The organism is Agrobacterium sp. Azo12 (genome assembly GCF_029193765.2).
GTDB lineage: Bacteria > Pseudomonadota > Alphaproteobacteria > Rhizobiales > Rhizobiaceae > Agrobacterium.
This window is the reverse complement of the sequence record NZ_JARFYO020000001.1, coordinates 2,011,046-2,027,745: the sequence shown is the minus strand read 5'-3', so window position 1 is coordinate 2,027,745 and position 16,700 is coordinate 2,011,046. Positions and strand designations below refer to the sequence as shown.

Genomic DNA, 16,700 nt, shown 5'->3' with positions numbered 1-16,700 from the left:
TTGGCTGAAAATCCGCGACGCTATTTGGTCGCGCCGCCAGCCTTCAACACCTTTATGAAATCCTCGTCCCCGGTTTCAAGCGCGAAGGACAAGGCGGTTTCGCCGCCATTACCCTCAGCATTGGGGTTTGCGCCGTTTTCCAGCAGGGCTGCAACCACATCCGGCCCGTTTTGCTGATTGTTGGCCTGCATGATCAGCGGTGTCCAGCCATTGGCATCGCGCGCCTCAACATCTGCGCCCTTTTCCACCAGCGCACTGACGGCATCAGGATCGGTGATGATATGCAAAATGGTGACGCCCTCATCATTTCCCGCGTTTATATCGGCACCGGCCGTTAGCAGCAGATCGAGAATGTCCGGCTCGAAATACATGTCCATCAGGTGGATGGGCTGAAACCTGTATTCGTCCTCAGAGGTGGCCAATGCCGGATTGGTTTTCAGCATGGCGCGCACCTCGGCAACATTGCCTTCGTGAACCGCATCGTGGAAAGCCCGGACCGTGTCCACTTGGGGTGTCGCGGGACTGGCGGTGGCGACACCAAAGGGAATGCTTGCCATGGCTAGCAGGCTGATGAGTAAACGTTTCATATCTGCTCCATGCGGCAGGCATTGCGCCCGGGTTTATCACCGAGCTTTAATTACCTGCCACGGGCATGAGGTTGTTGCAACCTTTGACAAATTACGGAAATTCCGTATTTTAAAGAGAACATAAGGAGTTTGGCCATGGCTTACGCAATTCGGGTTGCCGCGACAACCTTCGCAAAAGAGTTTGGCAAATATAGCGACGAAGCGATGGTTTCCGGCGGCGTTGAGGTTACGTCTCACGGTCGTCCAATTGGCGCCTATATCAGCATGAAGGAGCTCGAAAATTATGAGCGCCTGAAAAGCAAGGAGCGCCGTGTCATTCATGCAAGAGACATGGATGACGATATGCTGGGCGCAATCATGAACGCAGAATACGGTAAAGCATCAGAGTGAATTATCCCGATCCTGTACCGGGTTTGGTGATCCGCTTCGATTATCTGTGGGACATTGACCATCAAAAAGGCCTCTCTACCAGCAATAAAGAGAGGCCTTGTGCTATTGTGCTTTACACAAAGGCCACCAACAAAACATTGGTTGTGCCTATCTCGCACTCATACCCCGAGCCTGGACAAGAAGACTATTCACTCGAAATCCCACCCGAAATTTGTGCTGAGATCGGCTTGGACAAAGACAGGAACTGGGTGCGGGTTTCAGAGGTCAATGAATTCGAATGGCCCGGTCCGGAATTACGCCCGCGTCCTGAAGATCCTTCACGAGTGGACTACGGAATGGTCCCCGAGGCGTTTTTTCTCGAAATCCGTAAACGCCTCGCCGAGGCGGTAGCGCAGCACCGACTTGGTCGGACAAAGCGATAATCTGTTGCCACACGCTGCAACGAACCGACTATAGCGTAATCTCCAGTTGCTCGATTTGATCGCCGCTCAGCACAAAGGCGTAACGCAGGTCCACAGGGCTGCCGGGAAAATTGCCGCTGAGATGGCTGGTGACCACGGTGCGGGCGCCATCCGTTGTGATGTTGAACGGGGTTGCGGTGTATTGGTATTTTGTTGACGCCTCCTCCTTCCATCGACGGATTTCATCGCGGCCGAGATAGGTGTTGCCCTCGTCCCGGACAAAGGCGGTATCGAGGAAACAATTGGCAATATCCGCGGCATGGCCCTCTCTATCTGCTGCGAAATAGGTGGCGATTGCCTTTGGTAGCTGAATTGACATGGTGTTCTCCTTTCAAACATTCGTGATGTGTTGCGGTTTGGTAAAATGTGTTCCTGGTGGCGACCACTAGACGGTGGGCACCGTGCCGCCGTCGATAATGTGTTCGGTGCCTGTGATGGATGCGGCGCGATCCGAGGCGAGAAAGGCTATGAGATCTGCGACTTCTGTCGGTTTTGCCGGACGCCCCAGCGGTATGCCGCCCAGCCCATCCATGATCATCTGTTTGCCGGCCTCGTAATCTCCGCCGATCTGCTCTGCGATACGATGGGCAAAACGCACCGATGCTTCGGTTTCAATCCAGCCCGGCGACACGCGCACCACCCGCACGCCCTTGGGCGACACTTCTTTCGACAGCGACTTGCTATAGGTGGAAAGTGCGGCCTTGGCTGCAGCGTAGGCGGTGGTGGATTCCGGCAGCGGCAGCACCCTTTGAATGGATGAGACATGCACGACCACCCCGTGGCCCTGCGCGACCATGGCTGGCACCAGCGCCCGGTCAAGGCGCACGGCAGGAAACAGGTTGAGGTCAAGTTCGCGGCTCCACTCATCATCACCCAGGGCAGCAAAGCCGCCGGCAGGTGCGGATGAACCGCCGAGCATATGCACGATGATATCGACGCCACCCAGGCGCTGCTGCACGGCCTGCGCCAGTGCCGTTGCACCCTCCGCCGTCGTCAGGTCGGCGGCCAGAAAAAGCTCTTCCGGCAGGTCATCCGACTTGGTGCGTGCGGCGGTGAGAACCTGTGCGCCCAATTGGCGAAACAGATCAACCGTGGCTTTGCCGGCACCTTTGGTGCCAGCGGTGATCAGTGCGCGTTTGCCGCGCAAGGTTAGAAATTCGGTCATGCTGTCATCTCCTGTAAGCGGCACCGACGCGGTCAAATTGCCCGGCGTGTTTCCGATGGAGTTAACGTAACACTCGACATTTATGCCGATAAGTGGGACAAACCGGGATGAGGAATTGCGAATATCGGGACAATTGACTTTGGGCATGATGGAAAAAACCAGCCTTGCGGATCTCAATGCGGTGATGGCGATAACGCGACGCGGCACATTCCGTGCGGCGGCCATTGACCTGAACATGTCGACGACGGCGCTTAGCCTTGCGATCAACAAGCTGGAGGCGAACCTTGGCGTGCGGCTGTTTAACCGCACCACCCGCAGCCTGTCTTTGACCAGTGCAGGCAAATTGTTCGTTGAGCAGATTGGCCCCGCCCTGCAAGGCATTGAAAGTGGGCTGGAGGCGGTGCGATCGGAGCGCGATACGCCCTCCGGCACCATCCGCATCAATGCGGCACCCTTTGCAGCACGCGAGATCATAACACCGCTGGTGCTGGAGTTTTTGCGCCGTTACCCCGACATGGTGGTCGACATTGTCACCGAAGGGAGACTGGTTGATATTGTTGCCGACGGGTTCGATCTTGGCGTGCGTGTTGCCGGGCTTATTCCCACCGACATGATCGCCGTGCCGCTTGGGCGCCCGCAACGCTATGCCGTTGTGGCGACACCGCAATACCTGGACAAACACGGGGTGCCGCTGGTGCCGCCCGACCTGCTCAACCACCCCTGCATTCGGGTGCGGTTGCCCGATGGATCGCTGTTTCGGTGGCGGCTGGAAAAAGATGGCGAGATCGTGCAACTCGATGTGCGCGGGCCGATCATTCTCGATGAGACCAGCCTGTCACGCACCGCCGTGCTGGAACATACCGCCATTGGCTTTTTCTTGGAGCAAAGCGTGCTGGCAGATATCGAGGCTGGCCGGTTGACGCGGCTGCTTGACGACTGGACACCGCCCTTTCCCGGCCTTTGCCTCTATTACCCTGGCCGACGAAACCTGTCAGCGGGCCTCAAGGCATTTCTGGCGCTGGCCCGCGTCCACGCCGCGGCGGCGCAGAAAGCGACGCGAAGCAGCCAGAATGCAGTTTAACGGCTGTTTTTCTGCCAAGCGCCGGGCGGGACCGTGGTCAGTTCAGGTCCAGACCTTCTTCCACGAGGGACTTTACAACCGCGTCGCGCGCCTTGACGCGCAGGTACCAGCCTTGAAGATGCTGAAGACCGTCAAAATGGATTGGCGCATCGTAATAGGACTTCAACCAGGGCGCCTGCCCCCAGCCGGTCAAGGCAAACAGATAAGCATCCGCGACCGAGAAGTTTTGCCCCATGAGGAATGGTCGCTCTGCGAGATGGTCGTTGAGCCATGAAAACCGTTTTTCCAGCTTTGGCCGCGCGGTGTTGATGTAATCACCGGCCTGCTGCGCATAAAGCAGCGGGATGAAGCCCTTGTGGACTTCCGTTGACAGGAAGCTGAGCATTTCCTGCAACCTGTACCGTTCAAAACTGCCATTTAGCGGCACCAAACCTGCCTGCGGCTTCAAGTCTGCCAGGTACTGAACGATAACTGGGCCTTCCCGCAAAATAGTGCCATCTGCCAGTTCAAGGGCCGGAATGTAACCGTGCGGGTTGACCTTGTGAAAGTTTTTACCCTGCTGCGTGGTGTGATCATTGTGATCCACCTTTATGAAGTCGACCTCAAGACCCAGTTCGTTTGCGACAATGTGGGGCGAAAGCGAGCAGGCTGCGGGCATATAATAAAGTTTCATTGCTGGTATTCTCCATAGAATTCAACACCATCCTCGCGCTTGCAGAAGGTGCGGACTCTATGTAATTCAGGTGGTATATAAACGTAAGAACGCAAAAGTTTGTCATCTAGGTACATAAATTATACCTGGTATGGCAAAGAGGTCATGCCCCATGAAAGACACGGTATCCGGCTGCTCCGTTGAAGAAGCGATGCATCTGCTTGGCGGGCGTTGGCGCCTGTTGATCGTCTCCTACCTCGTGGATGGCCCGAAGCGCTTCAACGAATTGCGCAGACTGATACCGGGCATTTCGCAGCGCATGCTGACCCTTGATTTGCGCACGCTTGGAGAGGCCGCGATGGTTCAGCGAACGGTGTATCCCACCGTGCCGGTAAAGGTGGAATATGCCCTGACCGAAGATGGCAAACGTCTGGAAAACGTGGTCAGCGTTGTCAAGGAGTTCGGCCTGTGGCTGAAAGCGCGCAACGGCGACGAGGTCTGACCTGCACCTTGAAACGGATTTCGTTCACCATGGCCGGAAAGCGCTGATCACGCCGGCTTCTGCGCCTTGGCCTTTTGCCGGCGCACGGTGATGGATTCACCGCCAATGCCCCAATTGTCCATAGCCACTTCGTCAATGACGACAACTGTCGTGGCCGCGTTCTTGTTGAGCACACGCTGCAAGAGATCGGTTACGCCACGGATAAGCTCGGCTTTCTGTTCGGCCGTTGGTGCTTCGGAACCGCCGGTGACCTTGATGTTGACATAGGGCATTTCAAAACCTCGTTTGCGCTGTTGTTGTCAGGCCGGCTCAGTGGTTGGCTGGTGGTTCAGCGCATGGGCAACGAAACGACGCAGCAGCGCCAGTGGCTCGCCCGCATGCTCAACGCCAGCCAGCAGATCATCGGGATCACGCCCCTCGGTACGCAGCACATCTGCTCGCATGCGAATGATGGCCGCGGAAATTTCCGGCGTAAATTCCGGGTGGAACTGCGTGGAAATGGCGTTGCGGCCATAACGCACGATCTGATGCGGATCATGGCTGGAAGCGGCCAGCGCTTGCGCGCCCTCCGGCAGGCGGATGACCGTCTGCATATGGGTGAGATGGGCCGGAAACTGCGCGGGCATGGTGCTGACCAGCGGATCCTGTTCGGCTCCCGGCAACAGGCGAACGGCCTGCGTGCCGATTTCGCGGCCCTCAGGGTGATAATCCACCTCGCCGCCCAGCGCATGGGCAATGAGCTGATGGCCGTAACAGACGCCAAACAGCGGCAGGTCGATGGCCATGGCCTGTCGTATCCACTCGGCCGTTGCCTCGCTCCATGGCAGACGGTCTGTCACCATGTCCCAGGAGCCGGTGATGATGGCGCCTTTCACGCTATCGGGCGCTGGTAGGCTTTCACCCGCAAACACCCTGATGACCGCAAGGGTTTGCGTGTCAGGGCCAACGGCACGCTGAAACCATAGCGGCAGATCGCCCAGCGGCTTTCTGATATCATCCGGTGGTGTGCCGACTTGAATGAGAAGCAAGGGATAAGAGGCCAAGGCTTGAATTTCCCTGATGGCAAGAGTTGAAGTCTGATTGGCCGAAAAGGCCAGATATCAGGTGTTATGGCCGGACTTTAGCGTGACACTCTCATCCTGAAAAATGAATAATTCTGGATGTGGCTTTGCGTGCAACGGAGCATCGCAGATGAAGCAGGAATGGTGGCTCAAGCGCCAATGCTGATTTGCTTGCTGGATATGGTACAGCCGGGCATCAGCACCTTCAATCCATCTACCAGCATCGACGCGGCATCATCCAGCGCCTGTTGAGGCATGGTTTCCAGGCTTTCCAACACGAACCACATGCACCCATGCGTATTGTCCAGCCGCGTGCGCACGCCCTGACGCCAGTTCCAGCGGCGGCAGGTCACACCAACCTCATCACGCCAGATCACCTCACCCGGTTCGGGATGTTCGGTTGTGGCCTCGCCATTCATGACAGTATCAAAGACCTCCGTGCCGTTGGCCAATGTCAGAAAGGGATGGCCGACATAGGCCTGTGCATTTTCGCCACCCACCGGAATGGCATAACGCAGGCTAACAGCATTATAGAGATCCACGACAGGATTGATGGACGGCATGCCGCCATCTTTCAGCACCCGTTTGCGCAGTGCCTGCGCCGAACACGGTGTGCGGTTGGGTTTTGCACCAAAACGCTGATAGGCATCCGCCCAACTGGCAAGGTGCGGCTCTGCCCAGTCCGGGCCGCCCGCCACCACAGAAGCGCAAGCGCTCTGCAAGATTTCCGGATCAAGCGCGCCACGCCCTGCGGACACGGCATCAACCAGAATGCTGACCGCCCTGAAACCAGGGGCAATGGTGCTAATGCGGCTATCGATAACAGGCAGTTCAAACATTCACATTCATCTCCAGCATGGTCTGATCAGGCGTGGTCCGCAGGAAAGAAATCGTAGATGCGACGCCCGCGCCTCCGTTCTTATGACCCAGCACTGGACTGAATATGAGAGCCAGTTGGCAAGAAAAATACCGGTCCAGTTTGGCAGCGACAATCAGCCTGGCTGATCGTTTGTACCGGCCGTCGCTCTATGGCCATCGTAACGCCGGATAGTCAGCTGGCAGCCTGCACGGCCTGGCTAACACGCTGCGCGATATCGTTGATGGTGTTTTCATCCCCCGATATGGACAGGCCCATATAGGTCTCTGCCTCAACGGTGATGTCCTGACCGGCGAGCTGCCAGAGAAAGGTTTCAACCTCCTGCGACCCGGCGACAACCCAGTTGCGGTTTTCCAGCACAGCACCCAACTGCAACATCACCTGCACGAGCGCGGCGCGCAAATGCTGGTCATATTCATCGCCGAGGACAACCGTTGTTGTCATGCCCTTCGGACGGCAGGAGCGGAAAACTGCTCATTTTGAAGGATCTCCTTCAAGGAGATAATGACAGGCTTTGGTGGCATGGGATGTATCTTACGTACGGCTGCGCAGCCAGTCGATGACGTCTTGCGCGTTTTTCTCCGGTGGAAAGACCGGGTAAAACACATGGGCGATGCGGCCATTTTCGATGATCATGGTCAGACGTTTGAAAAGTGTCAGGCCAGCCGCATCAAAGGTTGGCAGGCGCAAGGCATCCGCCAGAGACAGGCCGCTATCCGACAACAAGGGAAATGGCAGATGCAGCCTTTCGGCGGCCTCTTTCTGGTAGTCCGTTGTCTGGGTTGAAAGGCCAAACACCCTTGATGCGCCGAGTTGTTTCAGCTCCGCAAAATGATCCCGGAAGGCGCAGGATTGCGGTGTGCAGCCCCGGGCACCGGGTATGGTGTCCCAGCCATCAAGCGCTGCGCCATCCGGCGGACTGGTGCGCGGATAGGCATAGATGACCGTCAGGCCGGGTTGGTTGAGGGAAACGCTTGTACCATCGGTGGCTGGCAGCGTGAGTTCAGGCACGGCCATGCCCTTCAGGTGGGACGCTGCGCCATCATCCTGTGGGGCTGGTGTTGTCATTACCGTAATCCTTCCTCTTTTAGGCCTGCCAGAAGACAGTGCTTATTTCTGGATGGGCGCGACACCATAGGTATCATAGGCGCTTTGCATGCGCTGCTGCTCGCTGCGATCCGGAAACAGCTTGTAGCTGGGTGCCCAGATGCGAGAAATGCGGCTGATTTTGATGGCGATGACATGACGGATGGGAAAATCATCGCCCGCCATGCGCAGCAAGTCTGCGCCGAGTTCAGCAAAATCCGGGTCATCAGGCGAAATTATTCTGGCTGTGCCGACAATCTTGAAACCGCGCTGGCGAAACACATCAACAAAGCTGACGCAGGCGGTTGCATGGGCGTGGAGATTGCGCACCGTGTTGGTGGAGGCAATATCTGCCACCACAATATGGTCGTCCCCATAAGAGCCGAAGATTTCCTTGGGGCTGACATTGGGCGTGCCATCGGCATCGACAGTGGCAAGCCAGCAGAGAACGGAGTTTTCAATGTCCGTTTTCACCGCATCGTTTAACCGGTGGCCGCTCTGCGGTTCGTTCATGACAGTTTCTCCGACATCGGCCGTCAGCCAAGATCATTCGTGAAGAATCTTGCCGACCAGATTAAATCGTACACCTGACGGCAAGTAGGACAAGGTGCAGGCACCTTCAAAATACGGGGCTACACTGCGTTCTATCAGCCGCGAGCCAAAGCCCTTTTTCTTCGGTGCAACGACGGTGGGACCGCCCACTTCCACCCAGTCGAAGACGAAATCGCCATCCTCGCTGACCGACCACTGAATTTCTATGGTTCCTTCAATGACCGACAGCGAGCCATATTTGGTGGCATTTGTGGCAAGCTCATGAATGGCCAGCGATAATCCCAGCCCCTGCTGCGCCGAAAGGCGGATGGACGGACCAACAAAGGAAAAGCGGTCACCGCCACCGAGATAGGGTTTGAGCGCCATATCCAGCACCTCGCGGATATCTGCCGATGCCCAGTTGGTATTGGTCAGGATATCCTGCGCGCGCGACATGGCAGAAAGCCGTGCGGAGATCACCTCCTGTGCCAGGCTGGTGTCATCGGCATTGCGCAAAGACTGGCTGACAATGGCCTGCACCATGGCCAGAGAATTCTTGATGCGATGGGAAAGCTCGTTGGTGAGTTCCCGTTGCCGCGCTTCCACCGCCTTGGTTTCCGAAATGTCCTGCACCAGCGTGTAAAAGCCTTCAACCTTGCCACTGCCGCTGACACGCGGAATATACTCAACGCTGATGTCGCGGTGCGAGGTCGTGGAATACGGCATGCGCTGTTCAAAATGCAGTCGCTCTCCAGCCAGTGCTGCATCAATCCAGTGTTTGACCTTGGCGTAGGCATCTGGCCCGACCACTTCCAGTAGGGTCTTGCCGATGAGCGATTCCCGCGTTCTTGGAAACCAGGTTTCATAGAACTTGTTGACGAACTCGTAGCGCTCATTCTTGTCGACATAGGAGATCAGAACCGGAAGCGCATCGGTGAGTGTTTGCAGTTCACTTTCACGAACGGACAAAGCGCGCTGGGCTTCCAGATGGGCGGTCACATCGTGGCCACCAACAAAAATGCCGGTGACATGGCCGGTTTCGTCATGCAGCGCCTGGAAGACGAAATCGATAAATCGATCCTTTGTCTCGCCTGCAAGCCTGACCTTCATTCCGGTGGCGGAAAATGCATTGCCCTCTGCATAAACTCGGTCCAAGACCTCAAAAACGCCTTGTCCTTCCAGTTCAGGCAGTGCCTCCTTTGCCGGAAGGCCGATGAGGTGCCGTCCACCGGTAATGTCGCGATAGGCATCATTGGCATATTCATAGATGTGGTTTTCGCCGCGCAGAACGGCGACAAAACCCGGCATTTTCTGGAACATCGTCTGCTGTTGCTGCGCCCGTTGCGTGAGGCGACGTTCATTCAGCACAACATCCGTGACGTCAGAGACATTGATGAAGATACCGCCGATGCTGCCGGTTTCGGTTCTGATCGGCGTGTAGGCGTAGTCCCAGAAGGTTTCAACGCTTTTGCCTGACCGGCTCAAAGTCATTGGCTGCCGGCGTTCGCTCAGTCCTTCACCCGCCATGACACGCTTGAGCCTTTCGCCCACGGCAGGAAACAATTCCGGCCATACATCGGCAGCAGGTTTTCCCATGGCGGCGGGATGGCGCTCGGCCAGCACCGGCACATATGCGTCGTTGTAAAAGAGTATGTTATTTGCGCCCCATAACACCGCACAAGGCGCGCTGGAGCCGAGGCAGATAGACAAAGCCGCCTTCAAGGCCGCGGGCCATATGGACACATCTCCGACCGAGGTTGTCCGCCAATCATTGGAACGGATGAGTTGACCTGCCAGCCCGCCTGCCCCCATGAATGCGAAGACATCGTCCTGCCCGTTATTTTCCGCGTCTGATGTATTCATCTAGCAGTGGCGCTCCGTGGCCGCTCATGTGTGGCCGATTGTATAAAGTTTGTTAGCAGGAGGAATGCGTGCTGTCACCGCAGACCTTGATCACCCCTGCACCTTGTAATCCTGCGTACCGACAGAAAACCATACCCGACATCAGCCGCTTCGACACTGGTCAGGCACTGTGCAACCACTGTTCAACGACTCATTATGCAGATTTAAGACGTTGCAAAATAAGCTATTTTTTACCGCCCGCAACGGCAGGTGGTAGCGGTTGACAATTGGCCGCAGGGATTGGGTCAGGTTCCGGCGGCAGCGAACCGCCGCCGGAGGTCAAATCCAGCCGCTCCGCTAGCTGACAGCCCCGCGCCGTGCGGCTTTAGGGTATGTTTTTACAAGCAGCCAGATGGCAATTACCGTGACGATGGCCTCTGCTGCCGGATAGGCAAACCAGATGGAATTTGCCGTGGTCAACAAGGCCAATGCGACGATGAGTCCCGGCAACAGGACGAAGGATTTGGTCAGGGTGAGCATGCCAGCCCGGGCGGGTTGGCCAATGGCCTGAAAATAAAGCCCGAACATAAAGACCGGCCCTGACAGGAGGTAAAGCGCCATCATTGGCCGCACTATGCGGCTGACTTCCGCGATAACCTGCATGTCCGTCATGAAGATTGATGCCAACGCATGGGATTGGCGCAGCAGCACAAGTTCCACCACCGCGCCGTAAACAAGGGCCGTGGTGGCGGCAATGGCCGCCACGCGTCTGGCACGATGATAAAACCCGGCACCGGCATTGTTACCGGCGATGCTTTGCATGGACAGGCCAAGCGCCATCATGGGCAGGAAGGCAAAACCGAGAATGCGGGTGATGACACCATAGGCGGCAATGGTGTGCAATTGCGCCTGCCCCTGTTGTATCTCGCCCTGTTGTATCGCGCTTTGTTGCGACAAAACGGCCAGCACGCAAGTTGCGGTAAAGGCCATGCCAATGAAGCTGAGACTGACCGGTGCGCCAAGCGCCACAAATTGCCGCCAATTGCCAAACCAGCCGTGCTGCCACAGGCTGGCAAGCGGCAGTAATGTAGGGCTGCGTCTGCGCCCTTCCAGCAACAGGGCAAGGCCAATGATTTGCGCCAGAACCGTGCTGCCGGCCGAACCCGCCACGCCCATGCCGCACAACACGATAAGCACGTAATTGAGCAGGATGTTGAGCGCGGTGACGCCCAGTGACAGCAGTGCCATGCTGCCAGCCCGGCCTTCATTGCGCCAGGCATCGGCATGCAAGGCCAGCACGAACTGAACCGGGCTGCCGGCCAGCGATATCATGAGGAATTGCCAGACCATGTCTGCCACGACAGGATCGGCACCGGCCATGTGGCGGGCAAATGCCGAACCGCCCAGCAGAAACAACAGCGCAAGTACCAGGCCCAGAACCAGTGCAAGACCGTGGGCGCTGGCAAAGGTGGCCGCGGCGTCTGCCCGAGCGCCACGTCCAAGCTGGCGGGCAAAGATGCTGGACATGCCGCTGCTGACCAGTGTCGACAGGGCAATGCCCAGCATGAGCACGGGAAAGGATATGCCAACGGCGGTAATGGCATGCGCCCCGACAAAATGGCCGAGAAAAGCGGCATCAATGATGCCGAGCAGGCCGTTCATGGTCATGACCACAGCCATGGGAATGGCTGTTATGGCGAAGACCTTGCCCAAGGACGCGGTCAGAAAATGATTATCCGGTGATGGTCTTTGCGACATCACTCACTCCTCAGATGAGGCATTTCGAGATGTGATGGGAGCCTGCGTTGCCACCAACGAAATGCATCGAGGGTGAGAAGGGTTTTTAAATCGGGCTTCACCGGGACATTACGTCTGCAGGCGGCAGGTGCACGAAACCTTGACCACCGGAAAACCATTTTCCCCTGACTTTGTCAATTCCGCCGGGGCGGCAGACCGCCCCTGCCCTTGTTTCAGATACGCTTATTGCGCATGAAACATCATCAGCCCGGCGACACCGAGTGCACCCAAAGCGGCAAGCGACAGGATGCCGGCCACCAGCACCCGGCCGCCGGAGGCAAAGACCGTGCGCATGTTGACCGACAGACCAAGCGCCGCCATCGACACTGTGGTGAGAATGGCCGAACTGCCCTTGGCGACATCCACGGCAGCATCAGGAATGATGGCAAGGCTGCGCAGGCACATGGTGAGGAAAAAGCCAATGATGAACCACGGCACCAGACGGGCAAATGACAGGCGCTCCCCCTGCATGGCGGCACCGCCCTTAAACAGGCGCAACAGCAGCACGACCGGCCCCAGCATCAACACGCGCATCAGCTTGACCAGCGTACCGATCTGCACACTGGCGGCACCGACCGGTGCGGTGGCGGCCAGCACCTGCGGCACGGCATAAACCGTCATGCCGGCAAAAACGCCATATTGCCATTCACTAACCGGGAAAACCGGAAACAGCGACGGCAACAGCAGCACGACCACCACACCCAGCGCGGCGGTAAAGGCAATGGAGGCTGCGACATCATCCGACTTTGCACCGATGACTGGGGCTGCGGCGACAATGGCCGAATTGCCGCAGATGGAGGTGCCGCAGGCAACCAGCGTTGCCAGATGGTCCGGCAGGCCCAGCAAACGACAGAGGCTGTAACTGGCAATCAGCGACAGGATGACCGTGCAGGCCACCACGCCAATCATCAGGCTGCCGGCATCGGCAATGGTGGCAAGGCTGACCGACGCACCCAGCAGCACGATGGCAATTTCCAAGACGAACTTCGCGGAGAAATCGACCCCGGCCTTGAGGAACGGCGCAAGGCCGAAACAGGTGTGGAGCAGCGTGCCAAGAATGATCGCAATGACCAGGGCATCCACCAGTTCATGACCCAGCACGGCCTTTTCAACCGCAACCAGCCCCTGCGCGGCAAATGTGATGCCAACAGCAAGAGCAAGACCGGGACCGATTTCCAACACAGACCGAACAGACAAAATAAACTCCCAAATCACTTACATCTGAGAGAATATTCGTCCACTTCGTTTGCGTATATCGAATAATATTTGACATTTCATTCGATAAAAACGAACGATTGCTCATGACCTTTGAACAGCTGATAATTTTTGTCGCCACCGCAGAACGGCAACACCTGACGCAAGCCGCCAATGCGCTGCGGCTGACGCCCTCTGCCGTCAGTGCCTCCATCAAGGCGCTGGAGACGTTTTATGCGGTCAAATTGTTTGACCGTGTTGGCCGCGGCATTCAGTTGACCCGAGAAGGCAGAGTGTTGCTGAAAGAAGCCAAGGAAACGCTGGCGCGGGTGAAAGAAACCGAGTCGGTGCTGGCGGAGCTTGGCAAGCTGAACACCGGCAGCCTGGATGTTCAGGCCAGCCAGACCATTGCCAATTACTGGCTGCCTTCGCGGCTGCTTGGTTTTTCCGCCAGCTATCCCGGCATTCAGCTGAACATGACGATTGGCAATACGGCAACGGTTGCGGCAGCTGTGATCAACGGCGATGCGGAGCTGGGCTTTATAGAAGGTGCGCTGGATGAGCCCCTGCTTTCCACCGCCACGATCACCAGCGACAAGTTGGTGGTGGTGTCCAAAGCCGGCGCTGTCCAACCAGATGATGCGCTGACGTCGCTGAAATGGATCATGCGCGAACAGGGATCAGGAACACGGTCCGTGCTGGAACAGGCACTGAAAGAGCAGGCCATCGACCCGCACGCGCTGGACATTCGTTTCGTGCTGCCCTCCAACGAGGCGCTGTTAACCGCCGTTTTGCAAGGCGGCTGCGTGACGGCACTTTCACAGATGATCGTGTCGCCTTTCCTGGAAAACGGCCAGCTGCAGGTGCTGGATTTTGACCTGCCGCCGCGCCGTTTTACGCTGCTGCGCCACAAGGAAAGGCACAGAACGGCCGTGGCACGGGAGTTTGAGGCCTATTGCCACGTACATGCCTGAACCAAGGATTGAACCAACGATCGGTCTGATAACGCACGAACCCGCGCCAAACACATCCGCACGTTTGTGTTTTATTCACGGTTGCAATAGATGGTTGCGCTGATAATTTCGGGGGAATCATGGGCGCTTTTTCTATCTGGCACTGGATCATTCTGTTGGCCATCCTTGGCGGCATAGCGGTGATTGTCAGAAAATCGCGCAGCGCGCGGGCCACGGACAATACGGACCCCACCAAAGTCAACTCGGAGCTTGAGGGTATTGGCGGCTGGTTGGTTGTCTTGCTGGTGCTGCAGACCTTGGGCATTTTGAACATCGTACTTTCGGCGCATCTAAATTTCAAAGGTTATGACGGACTGTGGGACGTTCCCAACATAAGCTTTGTCATTTTTACCGACGTTGCCATGAACATTGTGCAGCTGGCGCTTGGGTTGACCGTTCTTTGGGCGGGCCTCAACAAAAAGCGGATCTTCGTTGATCTGTTTTTCTATCAATGGCTGTTAACGCCAGTGCTGTTCATCCTCGGCCTTGCCATTGCCGGTAGCCTGCTGGGCGGTAGTTTTTCCGATCTCTTGACCGTAGGCGAACTCCGCGAGCTGTTTCCACAGGTCTTCTTTGGCGGTCTTTGGGTCTGGTACACACGCGCCTCAGTGCGTGTAAAAAACACCATGGTGAACTGACGGACGGTCTGCACACGCTTTGTTGCATCCGCCCGTGATCCACGCTAATGAGGCACATCCACAAGGACCCGGTGAAATTCCGGGTGGCTCTTCTGGCCGCCGATCCGCCAGACAACACAGCAACGCAACTTCATCATTGTTTATGGACCCGACTTCGGTTTGGCCCGTTGCCCCTTACTGTGAAAACCAAAATCATGATCAATTTTTCAGCCTACCGTCGGGAATGGTTCTCGAACATTCGTGGCGATATTCTCTCTGGCATTGTTGTGGCGCTTGCGCTTATTCCAGAGGCTATCGGCTTTTCCGTTATTGCCGGCGTTGACCCGCGCGTTGGCCTTTATGCCTCTTTTGCCATTGCCTGTGTGAGCGCCATTACCGGCGGCCGCCCGGGCATGATTTCTGCCGCCACCGCCGCAACCGCCGTGGTGATGGTGACGCTGGTGAAAGAACACGGCCTGCAATATCTGTTTGCCGCCACCATACTGATGGGCATTATCCAGATCATTGCCGGGCTTGCCAAAATTGGCCGGGTAATGCGCTTTGTTTCCCGCTCCGTGATCACGGGTTTTGTCAATTCGCTGGCCGTGCTGATCTTCATGGCGCAGTTGCCGGAGCTGATTGGCGTGCCGGTTGCCACCTATGTGATGATTGCCGGGGGACTGGCCATCATCTACCTGTTTCCTTACGTCACCAAGGCGGTGCCCTCGCCGCTGGTTTCCATCGTCATCATTACCCTCATCGTATGGTTTACCGGCATGGATGTGCGCACGGTGGGTGACCTTGGCGCCCTGCCCGACAGCCTGCCTCACTTCATGATACCGGATGTGCCGTTTACGCTGGAAACGCTGCAGATCATTTTCCCATACTCGATAACGCTTGCGGCGGTTGGCCTGCTGGAAAGCCTGCTGACGGCGCAGATTGTTGATGACATGACCGACACGCCGAGCAACAAAAGCCAGGAATGCCTTGGCCAGGGTGCCAGCAACATAGCGTCGGCCTTTATTGGCGGCATGGGGGGCTGCGCGATGATTGGCCAGTCGGTCATCAACGTGTCTTCCGGCGGGCGTGGCCGCCTTTCCACTTTTGTGGCCGGTGCGTTTCTGCTGTTTCTGATCGTGGCGCTGAATGACCTGGTGCGGATTATTCCGATGGCCGCACTGGTGGCGGTTATGATCATGGTTTCGATCGGCACCTTCAAATGGCGCTCGGTGCTGGACCTGCGGAAAAACCCGCTTTCCTCCTCCATCGTGATGCTGGCGACAGTGGCCACGGTTCTCATGACCCATGATCTGGCCAAGGGCGTGATTGTGGGCGTGATGTTGTCCGGCATTTTCTTTGCCGGAAAGGTCGCCAAACTGTTCAGCGTCAAGGCGTCACCGAAAGACGCAAATGGCACCGTAACCTATACGGTTGAAGGGCAGATTTTCTTTGCCTCGGCGGAGAGTTTCATATCCGCATTCGACTTTGCGACACCGGCCGACAAGGTGAAAATCGATGTGAGCCAGGCGCATCTGTGGGACATTACCGCGGTTGGCGCACTGGACAAGGTGGTGATCAAATTCCGTCGCAACGGCACGGATGTCGAAGTTATCGGCTTTAACCGCGCCAGCGCCGACATGATTGACCGCTACGCCCTGCACGACAAGGCGGAGCGCGAAGCGGCCAGCGCTTCGCTGCACTAAACCAAGTGGCGGTTTGAGAGATGAAACCGGGGCGGATTTCGCCCCGGTTTTTGTTTCCTAAAATTGCTTGAGCCCAAGCCGTCGGCCACTTGCCGAAGACCATCATCTTCGCTAAATCTCATTTCAATAGTTCAAGGATTA

General features: G+C 56.9%; 20 protein-coding genes and 1 other annotated feature. Of the genes, 7 read left to right on the top strand and 13 right to left on the bottom strand.

Features of this window, described 5'->3' with window-relative positions:
* Positions 1-20: 20 nt before the first annotated feature.
* Positions 21-587: an ankyrin repeat domain-containing protein gene (locus PYL13_RS09515; RefSeq protein WP_275641123.1), complete on the bottom strand. Its 567-nt coding sequence runs from the start codon at positions 585-587 to the stop codon at positions 21-23.
* Between the two features lie 135 nt (positions 588-722).
* Between PYL13_RS09515 and PYL13_RS09510 the strand changes: the two genes are divergently transcribed.
* Positions 723-977: a hypothetical protein gene (locus PYL13_RS09510; RefSeq protein WP_192491337.1), complete on the top strand. Its 255-nt coding sequence runs from the start codon at positions 723-725 to the stop codon at positions 975-977.
* Positions 974-1,399, top strand: coding sequence for a hypothetical protein (locus PYL13_RS09505; protein ID WP_259146445.1), 426 nt, complete (start codon positions 974-976; stop codon positions 1,397-1,399). The genes PYL13_RS09510 and PYL13_RS09505 overlap by 4 nt, the downstream gene beginning before the upstream one ends.
* A 28-nt stretch (positions 1,400-1,427) precedes the next feature.
* Here the strand turns inward: PYL13_RS09505 and PYL13_RS09500 are convergent, their stop codons facing one another.
* Complete coding sequence (locus PYL13_RS09500) at positions 1,428-1,757, bottom strand: nuclear transport factor 2 family protein (protein WP_275641122.1); 330 nt, start codon at positions 1,755-1,757, stop codon at positions 1,428-1,430.
* A gap of 66 nt (positions 1,758-1,823) precedes the next feature.
* On the bottom strand, positions 1,824-2,603 hold the full coding sequence (locus PYL13_RS09495) for an SDR family oxidoreductase (protein ID WP_275641121.1): 780 nt from the start codon (positions 2,601-2,603) through the stop codon (positions 1,824-1,826).
* Between the two features lie 148 nt (positions 2,604-2,751).
* Between PYL13_RS09495 and PYL13_RS09490 the strand changes: the two genes are divergently transcribed.
* On the top strand, positions 2,752-3,684 hold the full coding sequence (locus PYL13_RS09490) for a LysR family transcriptional regulator (protein WP_275641400.1): 933 nt from the start codon (positions 2,752-2,754) through the stop codon (positions 3,682-3,684).
* Between the two features lie 37 nt (positions 3,685-3,721).
* Here PYL13_RS09490 and PYL13_RS09485 read toward each other — a convergent pair whose 3' ends face one another.
* On the bottom strand, positions 3,722-4,357 hold the full coding sequence (locus PYL13_RS09485; protein ID WP_275641120.1) for a glutathione S-transferase N-terminal domain-containing protein: 636 nt from the start codon (positions 4,355-4,357) through the stop codon (positions 3,722-3,724).
* Positions 4,358-4,508: 151 nt separating this feature from the next.
* On the opposite strand from PYL13_RS09485, the gene PYL13_RS09480 reads away from it, so the two are divergent.
* Complete coding sequence (locus tag PYL13_RS09480; protein ID WP_275641119.1) at positions 4,509-4,838, top strand: winged helix-turn-helix transcriptional regulator; 330 nt, start codon at positions 4,509-4,511, stop codon at positions 4,836-4,838.
* A 47-nt stretch (positions 4,839-4,885) separates the two neighbouring features.
* On the opposite strand, the gene PYL13_RS09475 is transcribed toward PYL13_RS09480, so the two are convergent.
* The 9 genes from PYL13_RS09475 to PYL13_RS09435 all read right to left on the bottom strand — a co-directional run bounded on the left by PYL13_RS09475 (position 4,886) and on the right by PYL13_RS09435 (position 13,229).
* Complete coding sequence (locus PYL13_RS09475) at positions 4,886-5,110, bottom strand: tautomerase family protein (RefSeq protein ID WP_275641118.1); 225 nt, start codon at positions 5,108-5,110, stop codon at positions 4,886-4,888.
* A 27-nt stretch (positions 5,111-5,137) separates the two neighbouring features.
* Positions 5,138-5,881, bottom strand: a complete 744-nt coding sequence (locus PYL13_RS09470; RefSeq protein WP_275641117.1) for a glutamine amidotransferase — start codon at positions 5,879-5,881, stop codon at positions 5,138-5,140.
* Between the two features lie 167 nt (positions 5,882-6,048).
* Entirely contained in the window at positions 6,049-6,738 is a 690-nt protein-coding gene (locus PYL13_RS09465; RefSeq protein WP_275641116.1) for a B3/B4 domain-containing protein, read from the bottom strand.
* 212 nt (positions 6,739-6,950) lie between these two features.
* Entirely contained in the window at positions 6,951-7,220 is a 270-nt protein-coding gene (locus tag PYL13_RS09460) for a hypothetical protein (protein WP_275641115.1), read from the bottom strand.
* A gap of 90 nt (positions 7,221-7,310) precedes the next feature.
* On the bottom strand, positions 7,311-7,844 hold the full coding sequence (locus PYL13_RS09455; protein ID WP_259146452.1) for a peroxiredoxin: 534 nt from the start codon (positions 7,842-7,844) through the stop codon (positions 7,311-7,313).
* 42 nt (positions 7,845-7,886) lie between these two features.
* Positions 7,887-8,375 carry a pyridoxamine 5'-phosphate oxidase family protein gene (locus PYL13_RS09450; RefSeq protein ID WP_275641114.1) on the bottom strand — a complete coding sequence of 163 codons (489 nt, stop codon included), beginning with the start codon at positions 8,373-8,375 and terminating at the stop codon, positions 7,887-7,889.
* A gap of 33 nt (positions 8,376-8,408) precedes the next feature.
* Entirely contained in the window at positions 8,409-10,256 is a 1,848-nt protein-coding gene (locus PYL13_RS09445) for a PAS domain-containing sensor histidine kinase (RefSeq protein ID WP_275641113.1), read from the bottom strand.
* 336 nt (positions 10,257-10,592) lie between these two features.
* Positions 10,593-11,993 (bottom strand): MATE family efflux transporter, encoded by a 1,401-nt coding sequence (locus tag PYL13_RS09440; protein ID WP_275641112.1) that lies wholly within the window; start codon positions 11,991-11,993, stop codon positions 10,593-10,595.
* A 222-nt stretch (positions 11,994-12,215) separates the two neighbouring features.
* Positions 12,216-13,229 carry a YeiH family protein gene (locus PYL13_RS09435; RefSeq protein ID WP_275641111.1) on the bottom strand — a complete coding sequence of 338 codons (1,014 nt, stop codon included), beginning with the start codon at positions 13,227-13,229 and terminating at the stop codon, positions 12,216-12,218.
* 104 nt (positions 13,230-13,333) lie between these two features.
* On the opposite strand from PYL13_RS09435, the gene PYL13_RS09430 reads away from it, so the two are divergent.
* The 3 genes from PYL13_RS09430 to PYL13_RS09420 all read left to right on the top strand — a co-directional run bounded on the left by PYL13_RS09430 (position 13,334) and on the right by PYL13_RS09420 (position 16,559).
* Entirely contained in the window at positions 13,334-14,200 is an 867-nt protein-coding gene (locus PYL13_RS09430) for a LysR substrate-binding domain-containing protein (RefSeq protein ID WP_275641110.1), read from the top strand.
* Between the two features lie 119 nt (positions 14,201-14,319).
* The gene (locus PYL13_RS09425) at positions 14,320-14,877 is read left to right on the top strand and encodes a DUF2569 family protein (RefSeq protein ID WP_250982527.1); all 558 of its coding nucleotides are present in this window, start codon (positions 14,320-14,322) and stop codon (positions 14,875-14,877) included.
* A 61-nt stretch (positions 14,878-14,938) separates the two neighbouring features.
* Positions 14,939-14,994, top strand: a sequence feature (sul1 is cis-regulatory element that is thought to sense ions involved in sulfur or methionine metabolism; They are found in Alphaproteobacteria).
* A gap of 77 nt (positions 14,995-15,071) precedes the next feature.
* Positions 15,072-16,559, top strand: coding sequence for a SulP family inorganic anion transporter (locus tag PYL13_RS09420; RefSeq protein ID WP_275641109.1), 1,488 nt, complete (start codon positions 15,072-15,074; stop codon positions 16,557-16,559).
* The last annotated feature ends 141 nt before the right edge of the window (positions 16,560-16,700 follow it).